Genomic DNA, 15,002 nt, shown 5'->3' with positions numbered 1-15,002 from the left:
ATATCGCTTGATATAAAGATCACATCAAGGTGTGGCCATCCCCTCCGAGCGGACCGTGCGGCCGCGCCCGTTGTCCGAGATCGGGCCTTCTGAGGATCGGGCTTTCGAAGGAGAGGCATGCGGCCGTTCAGAATCGCGGCATCCCGACAGGTGCCGGTTCCCATGCCGCGCCGGCCCGTCCAACCGGAGGGCACCCAGGCGCGCTGGTACGGGCCCTTGTCGGTCTGCGCCGATCTGGCCGGCGCGGCGCTGCCCGTCGCGGCCGCGATCGTGGAGGTCCACGAGCCCCACCCGCTGCGGCTGGCGGCTGTGGCCGTCGTGCTGTGGCCGCTGATCAGAGTGGCCGGCAAGCGCTACACACTCGCGGCCTGGGGTGACGGCGGCGGCCTGCGGGCCGTCGTCAGGGACTGGCTGGTGCTGGTCGGCGCCCTGGCGACGCTGCGCGTGGTGTGTGGACTGGGCAGCGTGCCGGCCGAGGCCTTCACGGCGCTGATTCCCGCTCTCGTCCTCACCGCGGCCTGCCAGAAGGTGATTCACCGTCATCTGCGGGCCGCCCGCCGCAGGGGCCGCGCGCTGCGCCACGTCCTGGTGATCGGCGAGGGCCCGACGGTCGACGCGGTGGTCGAACAGCTCGCCCAGCGCACCGACCACGAATACGTGATCGTCGGAACCTGCCCGGTCGGGGATGACGAGGTGCTCTCCGGCGTACCCGTGGACCTGCGGCTGCCCTGCGCGGCGCCCGAAACCCCCGAGCAGGACGCCGAGGTGGTGCTCGGGGCGACCGACAGGCTCTCGGCCGACCTGGTCTTCGTGGTGCCGGGCCCGCACATGTCGGGCGAGCGGCTGCGCCGGCTGTCCTGGGCGCTGCACGACCGGGGGCGCGCGCTCGTCGTGCTGCCCGGCATCGTCGACGTCACCCGCCGACGGGTCCGGCTCACCTCGGCGGCCGGACTCACCATGCTGCACATCGTGCCGCCGCTGCGCCGTGGCACGCCGACGCTGCTCAAGTCCGTCCTGGACCGGGTGGGCGCCCTGCTGTTGATCGTCGTGCTCGCGCCGCTGCTGCTCCTGCTGGTCCTGGCCGTCCGGTTCGGCTCACCCGGACCGGCCTTCTACCGCCAGACGCGGGTGGGCCGGAACAACACGCCGTTCCCCATGTGGAAGTTCCGCACGATGGTGGTCGACGCGGACCGGCTCAAGAGTGAGCTGGAGGCGGCGAACGAGAACGACGGCCACATGTTCAAGATGCGCCGCGACCCCCGGATCACACCTTTCGGACGAGTCCTGCGTCGCTACTCCCTGGACGAGCTGCCCCAGCTGTTCAACGTCCTCCTCGGCCACATGTCCCTGGTCGGCCCGCGCCCGCCGGTGCCCGAGGAGGTCGTCAAGTACAACCCGGTCGAGATGCGCCGGCTCAGCGTCAAGCCGGGCCTGACCGGGCTGTGGCAGGTGAGCGGACGGTCGGACCTGTCCTGGCACGAGACGGTCGCCCTCGACCTGCGCTACGTCGACAACTGGTCCCTTGCCGTGGACATGAACGTGCTCGCCCGTACCGTACGCGCCGTGCTGAACGGCCAGGGCGCCTACTGATCCGCCATCCGGGCAGGCCTGCCGCCAACACGCCGTGATCGCGGGCGACGCGGCTCCCGGGGCGGGAAAGATCGCGACCATGGCCTGAGTCCTCGGGAAGGGACACTCTCATGGCGCAGACCGTCGCCGCGCGATCCCTGCGCGGCTTCACCGGTGCCGGATACGACAAGGGGCGGCCCCTGCTCGTCCAGGCCGCGTGGTTCGCCGCCCTCCATCTGTTCTTCGTCAAGTGGTGGTTCCCGGCCCGCTGGCGGCCCGTGCTGCTGCGCGCCTTCGGGGCCCGGGTCGGAGAGCGGGTGCTGATCCGGCACGGAGTGCGGGTGCACTGGCCGTGGAAGCTGGAGATCGGCGACGACGTGTGGATCGGCGAGGGCGCCTGGATCCTCAACCTGGAACCCGTCACGATCGGCAGCGACTGCTGTGTCTCCCAGAGCGCGCTGCTGTGCACGGGCAGCCATCGCCGCCGCTCCGTCACCTTCGAGTTCGACAACGGCCCGATCCGGCTGGAGCCGGGCAGCTGGGTCGCGGCCCGTGCCGTGGTCCTGCGTGGCGTCACCGTCGGCCGGGGCGGCGTGGTGGGCGCGGGTGTCGTGGCCCACCGGGACCTGCCGGCCGGCGCGGTCCTGACGGCTAAGGGGCTCTCCGTATGAGACTGCTCCACGTGGTCACGCTCGTCAGTGACGACGGTGCGTTCGGCGGTCCGCCGAGCGCGGCCCTCGCCCAGGCGGAGGAGCTGGTCGCGCGCGGACACGACGTCACGCTGATGTCGCTGTGGCGGGGCAGCGGCCGGGGACCGGACCGCATCGGCCCCGTCCGGCTCCGCTCCCGCCCGTCCCGCACGCTGCTGCCGGGACGGGGCTTCATCGGGCTGCTGCATCCCCTGCTCGTACGCGACCTGTGGCGGGCCATGGGCGACGCCGACGTCGTGCATGTGCACGCGGGCCGCGATCTGGTCTCCCTCGCCGCGCTCGCCGTCGCCGCCCTGCGCCGCGTCCCGTGCGTGGCGCAGACCCATGGCATGGTCGAGCCGCGCACCGCGCTCCCCGTCCGGCTCTTCGACCGGCTGTACCTGCCGTTGCTGCGCCGGACGCGCACCTGCTTCGTCCTGACCGAGCAGGAGCGCCGGCTGGTGGCGCAGGTGCTCGGGCCGGACGGCCCGCCGTTGCGGATCCTGCCCAACGGCATCCGGCCGGGCCAGCCCGAACCGGGCCCCCGGCGGCAGCGCGACCCTCATGTGCTGTTTCTGGCCCGGCTGCATCCGCGCAAGCGCCCGGAGGCCTTCGTGGAGATGGCCGCGCTGGTCCACAAGGAGTTGCCCGAGGCCCGGTTCACGCTGTACGGCCCGGACGACGGATCGCTGCCCGCCGTACGCCGGCTCATCGCCGACGGGCTGACGGACGTGGTCCGCTACGGCGGGGCGCTCGATCCCGCCGACGCGCGCGAGGCCTACCGGACGGCGGCGGTCCATGTGCTGGCCAGTGTGAACGAGCCGTTCGGCATGACCGTCATCGAGGCGATGGCCGTCGGCACGCCCGTCGTCCTCACCGACACCTGCGGCATCGCCGACGAACTGGCGCGCCGGGGTGCCGCGGTCGTCACCGACGGCAGCCCCGAGGCCATGGCGGACGCGGTCCGCCGGCTGCTCGGCGACCCGGACCTCTGCGCCGAACTGGCGGAGGCCGGCCGGCGCGTGGTCGAGGACGTGTACTCCATCGGGGCCGTGGTGGACCGGCTGGAGGAGAACTACCGGGGGAGCGGCGGCGGTTCGGATCGTGCCGACCACGCTCGGCGGGAGGCGGAGCCGGCCGCTGCGAGGCCGGGCGTCTGATCTTCGGCCGCCCGTGTGCCGGCCGCCCGTGTGCCGGCCGTCCGATTGCCGGCCGCCGATCACTGTCCGCCCAATCGCGGGCGGTGTGATCGCCGCTACGGACCGCGCCGCGGATGGACAGCGGCGCGGTCCGTGGCATTCGGCACGTGTACTCACACGGCCGGCTCAGCGGGCCGGGGCGGCGCTCACCCTCCGGAGGATGTCCTCGAAGCGGGAGACGCAGTCCTCCAGGGCGAACTCGCGCTCGGCCAGGGCCCGGCTCTCCTTGCCCAGCCGCTCGGCGCGGGCCGGGTCGGCCAGGACCTCCCGGACCCAGGAGGCCGCACCGTCCAGCGCGGACTCCTCCGGCGGTAGGACCGCCGACCCCGCATGATGGAGCAGTTGCGCGGCGAGGTTGTCGGCGGGCAACAGGCCGAGCACCGGCCGCCCGGCACAGAGATACGACAGGGTCTTGGACGGAACCGAGAACTGCCCCGCGTCCGGCCCCAGGAGGACCACGAGGACATCGCCCGTGCCCAGCACCTCGGGCAGCCGCTCGTAGGGCTGGAAGGGCAGCAGGGTCAGGTCGACCCCGCGGGCCGCGGCGGCCTCCCTGAGAACGGGCACGGCAGGGCCGTCGTTGACGACGACGAGCCGAACCGGATCACCCTGGTCCCGCAGCCGTTCGGCCAGCTGCACCAGCAGCACCGGGTTGTGTTTCAGACCCAGCGTGCCGGAGTACAGCACCGTCCGCACGTCGTTCAGACCGTGCTCCGTCGACCAGGCGTTGGTCCGTGCCACCGGGACGATCTCGTCCAACGGTGCCCAGTTGGGGATGACGGTGACCTTGCCGGCGGTGCCCCACCGTTCGTGGACCCGCACGAAGGAGTCGGCGATCACCACGACGGCCGAGGCCTGGCGGGCCGCCCACTTCTCGCCCGCCCCGAAGACCTTGGCGGCGAGGCCCATCGACTTCGCGACCTGTGCGGCGGCGAAGCTCTTCAAGGCGACCGCGGTCACGTCCTGATGCCACAACACCCACGGGATGCGCAGCCTCCCCAGGACGACGGCGGTCACGACCAGCACCGGGATCGGCAGGTTGGCCAGTAGCACCACGTCGGGCTTCTCGCGCCGTACCTGCCGGGCCAGTTCGAGGCCCAGCCGGGTCTCCTTGTGCAGCCGGTGGAAGTAGGCCTCCTTGTTCAGCTGGGTCGTGTCCCCGATGGTGACAAAGCGGAGGCCGGGGGAGTCTCCGGTGAGGTTGCCCTTGCCGGAGACGTAGGCCGTACACGTCGAGTGGACGACATCGTGATCGCGGCGTGCCAACTCCCGACTCAGTTGAGCCTGGAACGGATGGCCGCTGTAGTCGTGGACGAGGATCCTCATCGGTTCTTCATGTCCTCGCACGTGCTCGGGGTTCACTGGTGGGAGCGCTTGACCTGGTCGTAGACCCAGGCGTAAGTCTTCTCCAGACCGTCGGCCAGGGAGATCGACGGTTCCCAGCCGTGGATCTCGCGGATGAGGGTGTTGTCGGAGTTGCGGCCCCGCACGCCCTGCGGGGCGTCGAACCGGTAGCTGCGGTCGCAGCGGATGCCCGCGATCTCCTCGACGATGTCGACGAGTTGGTTGATGGTCACCAGCTCCGAGGAGCCGAGGTTGACCGGTACGTCGCTGTCCCCGCTCATGATCATCCGAGTGCCGTGCAGGCAGTCGTCGATGTACATGAAGGAACGGGTCTGCAGTCCGTCGCCCCAGATCTCGATGCTGTGGTCCCCGGAGATGACCGCCTCGGCGATCTTCCGGCAGACCGCGGCCGGGGCCTTCTCGCGGCCGCCGTCCCATGTGCCGTGCGGGCCGTACACGTTGTGGTAGCGGGCGACACGCGAGACGAACCCGTAGTCCTCCGCGAAGTGGCGGCACATGCGCTCGGAGAAGAGCTTCTCCCAGCCGTAGCCGTCCTCCGGCTGTGCCGGATAGGCGTCCTCCTCCCGCAGCGCGGTGACGTTCGGGTCGGTCTGCTTGCCGGCGGCGTAGACGCAGGCGGAGGACGAGTAGAAGTACCGTTCCACGTCGTGCTCGTGCGCGGCCTTCAGCATGTGCGTGCTGGTCAGCACCGACATCATGCAGGCGGCCTTGTTGTTCTCGATGAAGCCCATGCCGCCCATGTCGGCGGCGAGCATGTACACCTGCCGCGCGCCCCGGACGCCCGCCCGCGCGTTCTCCAGGAGCGACAGGTCGGCGATCACGTTCTCCGCGCCGTCGTGGACCTGGTACCACTCCTGCCGGGGCTTGATGTCGACGGAGCGGACGGTCAGCCCCTGGTGCAGCAGTGCGCCCACCAGATGTCCGCCGATGAATCCCCCGCCACCGGCAACGACGACGTCCACCTGCTTGCTCATCGGCAACTCCTCTGTCGGGGAATCTGGTCCGATAAGCAATACACATTTGTCCTGATTTGGGGCAAATGGCGCGCCGCTCCGAATGCCCTCGTCACCCGATGACTGGGCTCGCGCAGGGCTTTGTGGAGCTGTGGATTCGCGCGCGCCTGTGCGGAATCAGGAGAAATGGGCGTTATAAAGCTGTTGATGAAGGTTCAGTTGAAATATCCGAGCGGCGCAGAAGTCGGGATGCGGGACGCCTGCGTCCGCAACGTGGCCGCGGTCTCGCTCTGGACCGTGGCGCTGATCGTCCTGCTGCCGGGCCTGATCCTCCAGTCGTACGGCGCGCATCTGTCGACGGCTCTCGCCCTGCAGGCCGTCGTCGTGACGCACACCGGTGTGACGCTCACCCGCGTGCTCACCGCGACCACGGTGCGCCTCGTCGCCCTCGGCTTCTGGGTCTTCGCCTACATCTGGCTCGGTCTGGCACCCCTGGCCATGCTCGCCACCGACACGTACCCGTGGGCCTACCGGGCCGGTGAAGGCACCGCCCTGATGGCCGTGGCCGTCATCGAACTCGGGCTCCTCGCCCACACCGCGGGAACGGCCTTCGCCGCCCGCCGGGAACGTTCGCTCGCCGCTCGTCCGGAAGTCACCTCACCCGGCGTGGTGGAACGGCTGCTGTCCCGCCGTCTCGCGCCCTGGCGCCTCATCGCGCTCTGCGGACTCGCGCTCGTCCTCGCGGTACTGCTGATTCCCGCCCAACCAGGCGGCCTGGGCGCCTACTTCACGAGCCGTCAGGCCCTGCGCGAAGCCGGCGCCATGGACAACGCGCAGGACGCCTTTGTGATGGCCCTGCGCAACTGGTCGCTGTCCGTACCCGCGTTCTGGGCCCTGCTGGGTCTGCTGCACGTGCCCCGGCTGCGCGGCGGCGACCGGCTGCTGCGCGGCGTCCGCCGGCTGCTGCTGCCGCTGCTCCTGGCCCTGAACGTCGTCGTCAACAACCCTGTCAGCAAGCCGAGGTTCTGGGCCGGCACGGTGCTGCTCACCCTGCTGTTCACCGTGCCCCGGCTGTGCCGGCCCCGCGCCTTCCGCGCCGTCGCGGCCACCCTCATGACGGCCGTGCTGCTCGTCTTCCCCTACAGCGACTACTTCCGCTACAGCGACCGGGAACAGATCGCCGTCGTCTCCCTCGCCGAGCAGTTCACCACCAACGGCGACTACGACGCCTTCCAGCAGGTACAGACCGGCATCGACTACGCGCGGGAAAAGGGGTTCTCGCCCCAGAGCGCGCTGGGTCCCCCGCTGTTCCTGGTCCCGCGCTCGATGTGGCCGGACAAACCCGAGGACACCGGAATCACCCTGGCCCAGTACGCGGGCTACGACTTCCTCAATCTTTCGGCGCCGTTGTGGATCGAGAGCTACCTGTGGGCCGGCCCGCCCGCGGTGGCCGTCGTGTTCTTCCTGCTCGGCGCGGCCGGCCGCCGGATGGACGACGTACGGCACCGGCTCCGCGACCGGCCGGGCACCCTCGCGGCGCTGCTGGTCCCGGCCTTCGCCTTCTACCAGATGGTCTTCCTGCGCGGCAGCCTGCTCGGCATCGTGGGCCCGCTGATGCTGCTGATGACCGTTCCGCTGCTCATCACCACCCCCACGGCCCGGGCATCCCGATTCCGCTCAGCGGCGATGCCGGCCGCACCCACCCGTCACGCATCGATCCCCGGAACAGGAGGGCCCTCGTGACCGGCCCCTTCCACTTCGACGACCGGTACGACGAGCCGGACCAGCTACGCGACCAACTGCGCCGACTCCTGCGCCACCGCGCCGTGATCGCGTTGGGGATCGTCCTGGGACTGCTCGGCGGAGCGGCCCTGGCACTGGCCCGCGCCCACACCTACACCTCCACCAGCGAAGTCCTGGTGCGCTCCACCACCGACCCCTTCGGCACGGTCGCCGTGGCCGCGGACAACCAGGTCAGCATGGGCACCGAGCAGCAGATCGCCGCCAGCGCCGCGGTCGCCATCCGCGCGGCGCACACCCTGCGACAGCCCGCGAGCCATGCCGGCGCGCTCCAGGACCGGCTGCGGGTCACCAACCCGGCCAAGTCCCAGGTTCTCCGCTTCGAGTTCACCGCCAACAGCCCCGGGCGGGCGGCGCGCGGCGCGAACGCCTTCGCCGATGCCTACCTGGCCGACCGCAAGGGCCGTAACGACGCCGCCGTGCAGCGGGCCACCCAGGGCGTGGAGCAGCAGATCGCCGCGGTGACCAAGCAGGCGGCCAAGACGAAGACCGACGACGGCGAGTCCACGGACTCCGCCGCACAGAGCGAGATCGCCACCCTGCACAAGCGGGTCTCCGACATCAACTCCCGTGACACCACTGGGGGCGACATCGTCCGCAGCGGCGAGGCACCGACCAAGCCCTCGGGGCCGGGCATGTCGAACCTGCTCGTGCTAGGACTGGCGAGCGGTCTCGCCCTCGGCATCCTGCTGGCCTGGCTGCGTTCCGCCCTCGACTCCCGGGTCCGCTCGGCCGACGAGGTCCGGGCCGCGCTGCGTGCTCCGGTCCTCGGCATGCTGCCCTCCGAGCGCCGGAGGGCCGAGGCCCTGCTGACGGTCGGCCGCACCGGCGGTGACCGCACGGAGGCCTACCGCGCCCTGGCCTACCGGCTGCGCCAGACCGGCCTCGCGTCCGGCGCCGGCCGCCTGCTCGTCGTGGCCCCCCGGCGCGGTGCCGCCACCGGGGAGGTGGCCGTCAACCTGGCCGCGGCCCTAGCCGAGTGCGGCGAGGAGGTGCTGCTGGTGGACGCCGACCCCGGCACGCTCGGCCTCGCGACCCGACTGCCGCTCGTACCGGACGATGCCCGCACGACCGAGGAGGAGGCCCTGCCCCAGGGGAGCCTCATCGTCGACGCCGGAACCGCCGGGCGGTTCGTCTGCCGCTCCAGCGGCAGCACCGGTTCGCAGGTCCAGGCGGGCGTGTCCGCCGCGGTCCACCGGGTACTGCCCGCTGCCGACTCCGGCTCCGCGGTCGTCGTCACCCGGCCGCTCCTGGAGCACGCCGACGCGCTCGCCGTCGCCCAGCGGGTCGACGGCGTCCTCCTGGTCACCGACCTCGACGCAACCCGGCGCGGCGACCTCAAGCGGGCGCACGAGCTGATCAGCTGCTCGGGCGGGAACCTCCTCGGCGCCGTGCTCGACGCCGGTCGCGCGCGCGGCCTCCGCGACGTCCTGCGCCGCCGGCCCAAGCGCCGTCCGGTGGTGGACCCCGCCACGCCGATCGTGGAACTCCCCGCGCAGGACGACACCCTCACGGTCTCCCGCGGGTGACCGCCTCCGACGCGACCGCTGCCACCCCCGCCGGGGCCACCGCCCCGAGCGGGGTCGCCGCTGCCGCACGGGGCGGCTGGTGGGGCGTGGCGGGTTCCGCGGCGAACGCCGTCTTCGCCTTTTTCCTCGTCGGTCTGATCACCCGCGCCGCCGGAGCGCACGGCGCGGGAGCGGTCTTCACGGGCGTGGCCCTGTTCACCATCCTCAGCAACACCTGCAAGCTCGGTTCCGACACCGGGCTCGTCCGCTGCGTCTCGCGCGACCTCGCCGTCAACGGCGGCCGATCGGTGGGCGCCCTGCTGCGCGCGGCCGTCGTGCCCGCGGCCGTGGCCAGCACCGCGGCCGCCCTGCCGCTGCTGCTGTTCCCGGCGGTGGCCACCACCCTCCTGCCCCACCTGCGACCGGCCGACGCGGTCACGCTGGTCCGGCTCTTCGCGCTGTTCCTGCCCGTCGCCACCGTCGGACTGGTCCTGCTCGGTGCCACCCAGGGCCACGGCACGGTGGTGCCGTTCGTGGGCGTCGAGCAGATCGGCAAGCCCGTGCTGCGGGTGCTGATCGCCGTCCCGGTGGCGTACTACGCGCCCGGGATGCTGCCCCTGGCCGCGGCCTGGCTGCTGCCCGCGCTGGCCGGCACCGTGGCCGCCTGGCTGTCCCTGCGCCGCTGCCGTGCCCTGCGCGGCACGGAACATCCCGCCGAGCGCGGGGCCGCGCCCTGGCGCTCCTTCTGGAGCTTCGCCGCGCCCCGCGCGGTCTCGTCCATCTTCGACATCAGCGCGGTCTGGGTCGGTGTCATCCTGCTCTCGGCACTGGCCACCAGCACCGAGGCGGGCGTCTACACCGCCATCGGCCGCGTGGTCACCGCGGGCACCCTGCTGCAACTCGCCGTCCGGCTGGCCGTGGCACCTGAGATCAGCCGGCTGCTCGCCGTCGACCAGGTCTCCGGGGCCCGCCATCTGCACCGCGTCTCGACCTGCTGGATCGTGCTCTTCTCGTGGCCGCTGTTCGTCCTGGTCGCCGGCTTCCCCCGGACCGTCCTCTCGGTCTTCGGCCCGGAGTTCGTCGCCGGCGCACCCGCCCTGGTCGTGCTGTGCGTGGCCTCGTTGATCAACGTCGCGGTCGGCAACGCCCAGACCGTGCTCCTCATGGCGGGCAAGAGCTCCTGGCACCTGGTCGTCACCGCTGTGGCGTTCGCGGTGCAGCTGACCGTCGGCATTCTCGCCGTGCCGGTGTGGGGCGTCCTAGGTGCCGCCGTGTCCTGGGGTGCGGCCATCATCGTGGAGAACCTCTTGGCCGCCCTGCTCATCCGCCTGCGCCTCGGCTTCAGGACCGTCGACCGCGGCTACACCACCGCCCTCGGCGTCGCCCTGGCCGTCTCGGTGGTGCTGGCGGCCGTGCGCATGCTGGGTGGTGACACTCCGTCAGGACTCGCCGTGGGGATGACCTTTGGAATGTGTGTATTCGGTACTACTTTGTGGTGGTATCGAAAGTCGCTGGGAGTGAGCGAGCTGGTCGTTGTGCTGCGCCGTCGCGCCGCATGAGCCGAGGCAGGGTCGCACGGTCCGGGCTCGCGAAGCCCCGCCCCATTCCCCGCGTGCCGCCCACAGCACTGCTACCCGGGGTGTCCCTTGCGCCTGAGAAAGCTCCCGACGAAGGCGGCCACCAGGGCTGTCGCCGTCACGGTCTGCTGCTCCACCGCCTTGCTCGACCCGTCCTTCGCGATGGCCGCCGGCAGAGCGCCCAAGCCCGCGTTCAGCGCCGATCCACTGGCCACCTGGCAGACGAACGGCATCGTCTGGTCACTGGCCTCCGTGGGCCGTGTCGTCTACGTCGGGGGAACCTTCACCTCGGTACGGCCGCCGGGTGCCGCACCCGGCACCAGGGAGGTCCGGCGCCACAACTTCGCCGCGTTCGACGCGGTCACCGGTGCCCTGCTGCCCTGCGCGCCGTCGTTCACCGGCGGCGAGGCAACCGTACGCGCCCTCAAGGCCTCGCCCGACGGCCGGGTGCTGTACGTGGGCGGCTCCTTCGACCATGTCCGGTCCACCGGTGTGGCGAGCGCCGTGGCCCTGAACACGGCTGGCTGCACACTGCGCAAGGACTTCCGCCCGGCGGTGTCCGCGACCGTCCGGGCGATCGACACCACGGACCGGACGGTGTACCTCGGCGGTGACTTCGACCTGGTCGACGGCCGCAGCAGGAACCACGTCGCCGCCCTCACCCCCGCGGGCACCCTGCTGCCGTTCCAGGCGGACATCGACGCTCCGGTGCGCGCCCTGTCGGTCGTGCCCGCACACGAAAAGCTCTACGTCGGCGGCGAGTTCGAGTGGGTCGACGGACAGCGGGCGCACTCGCTGGCCGCCCTGAATCCCACCACCGGCCGGCTGGCGCACACCTATCCGGACTGGCTGCCGCCCAAGTCGGCGGTGAAGTCGATCGCGCACGACGGCACCCGCTTCTACGTGGGGGCCGAAGGCACCGGCGAGGGCGTCTTCGACGGCCGCATCGCGGGCTGGCTCAGCGACGACGCCACGGTGTGGAAGGACACCTGCCTGGGCGCCACGCAGGCCGTCCTGCCCTACAAGGGCGTTCTCTACAGCGCCTCGCACGCACACGACTGCACCGACACCCCCGGCGGTTTCCCCGACCGGCACGACCGGCAGCACCTGCTGGCCCAGTCGCCGGACAACCGCACGATCCTGCACTGGTTCCCCGACACCGACGAAGGAGAGGGGAAGGGCGTGGCGGGGGTCGGGCCCCGAGCCCTGGCCGTCGCGCGCGGAATCCTCTGGGTGGGCGGCGAGTTCGGGCAGGTCAACGACCGGCCGCAGCAGGGCCTCACCCGCTTCGGGGCCGGCCCCGGCACCGTCGCGCCGAAGGCTCCCGCCCTCTCGGTCTCCGCCGCGAGCCCCGGAAAGGTCACCCTCCGCTGGCAGGCCTCCTGGGACCGGACCACCGCGGCGCTGACCTACCGGCTCTACCGGGACGGGCGACTCGTCGCCCGGCGGACTTCGTCGTCGACCTACTGGGACCGCCCGTGGCTGAGCTACACCGACTCCGTGCGCGCCGGTACGCGTCACCGGTACCGGATCGAGGTCACGGACGGGACGAACACCTCGCGGAAGTCCCGCTCCCTGAACGTGACCGTGCCCACGAAGGCCACCGCCAGGGCGGCGGGTGACACGCGCACATGACACGCATCGGATACGCGCCCGGCGTCTACGACCTGTTCCACATCGGACACCTCAACATCCTGCGCAAGGCGCGCGAGCAGTGCGACCGCCTCGTGGCCGGAGTCACCTCCGACGACCTGGCCAGGCGCCTCAAGGGCAGGACGCCGGTCGTCCCGCTCTCCGAACGCCTGGAGATCGTGCGCAGCCTGCGCTGCGTCGACGCGGCCGTCATCGAGCCGGAGGAGGACAAGCTGGAGATGTGGAGGCAGATCGGCTTCCACGTCATCTTCAAGGGCGACGACTGGCGGGGAACGCCCAAGTGGGAAGTGCTCGAACGGCGCTTCGGGCAGGTCGGCGTCGAAGTCGTCTACTTCCCTTACACCATGCACACCTCCAGCACACTGCTGCGCGGTGCCCTGGAACTGCTCTCCCGGCAGGGGCCGCCGGAGATCCCCTCAGCGCAGCTCGCGGAACCACTTGACCAGAAAGGCGGCCATGAACAGGACATGGGCCAGCAGCAGGGTGCAGTACACCGCAAGGAAGATGTGCTGACTCCCCAGGAATAGAAAGCTGATGCAGGTCACGCCGTAGTCGACCGGCAGGAGCAACACGGACCACAGCGCCCGGTTCGACCTCGCCGGTCCGCCGTCCGTGGTCCGCCGCTTGAGCTTCTCGGTCAGGATCCCGCCGAAGAAGATCACCACGGCAGCGAGCTGGAAGACCATCGGTGCCAGCAGGAAGGCCGGGCCGGGCAGCGTGAAGAACCGGTAGAACGACACCAGCACCACGAGGTGCAGGGTGACGAGCTTGACGCAGTCCAGCACATGGTCCAGCCACTCGCCGGACGGACTCCCCGAGCGCTGGCCGCGCGCGAGCTGACCGTCCGCCGCGTCCAGGGCGAACCCGACGGCCATGGCCGTACCGACGCAGAGCGCCATCACCGGAGCCGGCGGCAGCAGGGCCACGGCGGCCAGGGCCGGAAAAGTGAACAGGGCGCCGAGCACGGTCAGCTGATTGGGTGTCGCCCCGATCCGGTAGGCCAGCGCGGCCAGGACCCGGCCGGCCGGACGGTTGACGAACTCGGTGTAGACCGACGTTCCCTTCGCGGGCTTCTGTGCCGACGACAACTGCCTGAGTACTTCGGCAAACTCGGTCATTTCCCACCTTATTAGGGTAAGTGCTTGGAAAGAAGGAGATTATGACAGAAGCGGGTGGTGAAAGGTCCCGTGTCAGCCGCCGGCATCTCCTGCGTGGCGGAGCGTCGGTGCTGGCCGCGACGGCTCTGTCCACCCACACCGCGCCCGCCGTCGCCCTTTCCGGGCGCAGACGTTCCAAGGCCGAGACGGAGACCGTGGTCAACGTGGCCGACCTCGGGGCGGTGGGCGACGGGCGGACCGACGCCAGTGCGGCGTTCGAGGTCGCCTACACCTACGCCGCCGCCCGCGTCTCCCAGGGCGTCGGCCGCGTGGTGATCGAGATCCCCGCCGGCGACTTCCTCATCACCCGTCCGAAGGCGTTGCTGAACGGCGTCGCTCCGCCGCGGCCCGCGAACGGCCTGCGCTTCGCCGGAGCGGGCAAGCGGATGACGACCCTCGTCTTCCGCCCGGACACCGGCCCGGGCTCCTATCTCTGCCGCAACGAGGACGTCTGGTCGAACCTCTCCTTCGAACGCATGCAGTTCCGCTCGGACACGCCCGGCGCCTCCTTCTTCAGCTCGTACTCGACCGGGCAGGCGCAGGACTACCGGTTCTCCGAGTGCGAATGGATGGGGGAATGGGAGTACGGGCTCGCCCTGGACGGCACGGACACCAACTCGGAGATGCGGTGGGAGGCGTGCCGGGTCGGCGGCAGCTATCGCCGGGCCTTTCTGTATTCCGGGCTCTCGGCGCGCGAGAAGGACCATCCGAACGACCAGGACCAGTTCCTCAACTACTGGTTCACCGACATGAAGGTCGAATACGACTGGGGCAACTTCCTGGAGTTCCCCTACGGCGGTTCGATCACCTGCCGGGGCGGCTCGTACATCATCACCGGCAAACGCCCGGAGAGCACTCCGGAATACGGCACCACGAGCACGTTCTTCCGCTTTCCCGTCAACGTGCACCACGACTCGGTGCAGCGGTTCCACGCCGAGGACATCCGCTTCGAGGTGCGCAATCCCGACGTGCGGGTCATCGACTGCGTGTGGAAAAGCGGAACGGTCCACTTCAGCGACTGCGACGACACCGCCTTCGCCTACCGGGACTTCTCCGCCGAAGTCCGCCCGCACCGCTACGCGGTGGGTCCCCGGGGACCGCTGATCCGTTACGACTCCTGCCAGCTGGTCGGCCGCCACGAGTACCGGACCACCACCGCGCAGGACGCCCTCCCGCCGCTCGCCCGCTACGACATGTGCCTGCTCCGCAGCCACGCGGCCGGTGACTTCGCGGTCCCCGCCGACGGCACCGAACGGCCCCGCTTCGTGCGCTTCGTCGACTGCGTCGACAAGCCCGACGCCGGCGACTCGCCCCAGCCGCCATCCCCCACCACCGCGCCCCCCTGCGTCGGCCCGACCTCGTCCCCGGCTCCTTCTCCGACCTCGTCCCCGAGCCCGACACCCACCGCGACACCCGAGCCGACCCCCGCGACGACTTCTGCGTCCCCGGACTCGCCGGCCCCCTCCGGCAGCGACCACACCGGCTGCGCCAAACGGTAGACCCGACCGGCGGCGGCCCCGCTGCCCCGCCAC

The 15,002-nt window shown here is 71.1% G+C and carries 11 protein-coding genes and 1 pseudogene; 9 read left to right on the top strand and 3 right to left on the bottom strand.

What is annotated here, in order from left to right:
• Positions 1–162 precede the first annotated feature (162 nt).
• From ACIRVH_RS22510 to ACIRVH_RS22500, 3 genes are all read left to right on the top strand, one after another.
• Positions 163–1,590, top strand: coding sequence for a sugar transferase (locus ACIRVH_RS22510; RefSeq protein ID WP_403955985.1), 1,428 nt, complete (start codon positions 163–165; stop codon positions 1,588–1,590).
• Between the two features lie 110 nt (positions 1,591–1,700).
• Positions 1,701–2,240, top strand: a complete 540-nt coding sequence (locus ACIRVH_RS22505; RefSeq protein ID WP_403955983.1) for a putative colanic acid biosynthesis acetyltransferase — start codon at positions 1,701–1,703, stop codon at positions 2,238–2,240.
• Entirely contained in the window at positions 2,237–3,418 is a 1,182-nt protein-coding gene (locus tag ACIRVH_RS22500) for a glycosyltransferase (RefSeq protein WP_403955981.1), read from the top strand. Before ACIRVH_RS22505 ends, ACIRVH_RS22500 begins: the two co-directional genes overlap by 4 nt.
• A gap of 165 nt (positions 3,419–3,583) precedes the next feature.
• Here the strand turns inward: ACIRVH_RS22500 and ACIRVH_RS22495 are convergent, their stop codons facing one another.
• Together ACIRVH_RS22495 and ACIRVH_RS22490 are read right to left on the bottom strand one after the other, a co-directional pair.
• The gene (locus ACIRVH_RS22495; protein WP_403955979.1) at positions 3,584–4,783 is read right to left on the bottom strand and encodes a glycosyltransferase family 4 protein; all 1,200 of its coding nucleotides are present in this window, start codon (positions 4,781–4,783) and stop codon (positions 3,584–3,586) included.
• Positions 4,784–4,815: 32 nt separating this feature from the next.
• Positions 4,816–5,796 carry an NAD-dependent epimerase/dehydratase family protein gene (locus ACIRVH_RS22490; RefSeq protein ID WP_403955977.1) on the bottom strand — a complete coding sequence of 327 codons (981 nt, stop codon included), beginning with the start codon at positions 5,794–5,796 and terminating at the stop codon, positions 4,816–4,818.
• A 186-nt stretch (positions 5,797–5,982) separates the two neighbouring features.
• Here ACIRVH_RS22490 and ACIRVH_RS22485 point away from each other — a divergent pair, with 186 nt between their 5' ends.
• The 5 genes and pseudogenes from ACIRVH_RS22485 to ACIRVH_RS22465 form a co-directional block, all read left to right on the top strand.
• Positions 5,983–7,518, top strand: coding sequence for a hypothetical protein (locus ACIRVH_RS22485; RefSeq protein ID WP_403955975.1), 1,536 nt, complete (start codon positions 5,983–5,985; stop codon positions 7,516–7,518).
• Entirely contained in the window at positions 7,515–9,104 is a 1,590-nt protein-coding gene (locus tag ACIRVH_RS22480) for a hypothetical protein (protein ID WP_403955973.1), read from the top strand. Before ACIRVH_RS22485 ends, ACIRVH_RS22480 begins: the two co-directional genes overlap by 4 nt.
• A complete protein-coding gene (locus ACIRVH_RS22475) occupies positions 9,101–10,642 on the top strand; it encodes a polysaccharide biosynthesis C-terminal domain-containing protein (RefSeq protein ID WP_403955971.1) in 1,542 nt (513 codons plus the stop codon). The genes ACIRVH_RS22480 and ACIRVH_RS22475 overlap by 4 nt, the downstream gene beginning before the upstream one ends.
• A gap of 87 nt (positions 10,643–10,729) precedes the next feature.
• The gene (locus ACIRVH_RS22470; RefSeq protein WP_403955969.1) at positions 10,730–12,295 is read left to right on the top strand and encodes a fibronectin type III domain-containing protein; all 1,566 of its coding nucleotides are present in this window, start codon (positions 10,730–10,732) and stop codon (positions 12,293–12,295) included.
• Positions 12,292–12,729 (top strand): annotated as a pseudogene (locus ACIRVH_RS22465) (adenylyltransferase/cytidyltransferase family protein); the annotation flags it as partial. The gene ACIRVH_RS22470 and the pseudogene ACIRVH_RS22465, both read left to right, overlap by 4 nt.
• On the opposite strand, the gene ACIRVH_RS22460 reads toward ACIRVH_RS22465, so the two are convergent.
• The gene (locus tag ACIRVH_RS22460; RefSeq protein ID WP_403955967.1) at positions 12,730–13,431 is read right to left on the bottom strand and encodes a CDP-alcohol phosphatidyltransferase family protein; all 702 of its coding nucleotides are present in this window, start codon (positions 13,429–13,431) and stop codon (positions 12,730–12,732) included.
• Between the two features lie 107 nt (positions 13,432–13,538).
• Here ACIRVH_RS22460 and ACIRVH_RS22455 point away from each other — a divergent pair, with 107 nt between their 5' ends.
• Positions 13,539–14,969: a glycosyl hydrolase family 28-related protein gene (locus ACIRVH_RS22455; protein WP_403955965.1), complete on the top strand. Its 1,431-nt coding sequence runs from the start codon at positions 13,539–13,541 to the stop codon at positions 14,967–14,969.
• The last annotated feature ends 33 nt before the right edge of the window (positions 14,970–15,002 follow it).

Origin of the sequence: Streptomyces sp. NPDC101165, from assembly GCF_044768135.1 — a bacterium.
Classification (GTDB): domain Bacteria; phylum Actinomycetota; class Actinomycetes; order Streptomycetales; family Streptomycetaceae; genus Streptomyces.
Note: the sequence above shows the minus strand (reverse complement) of the source record. Positions and strands in the feature narration are given on the sequence as shown.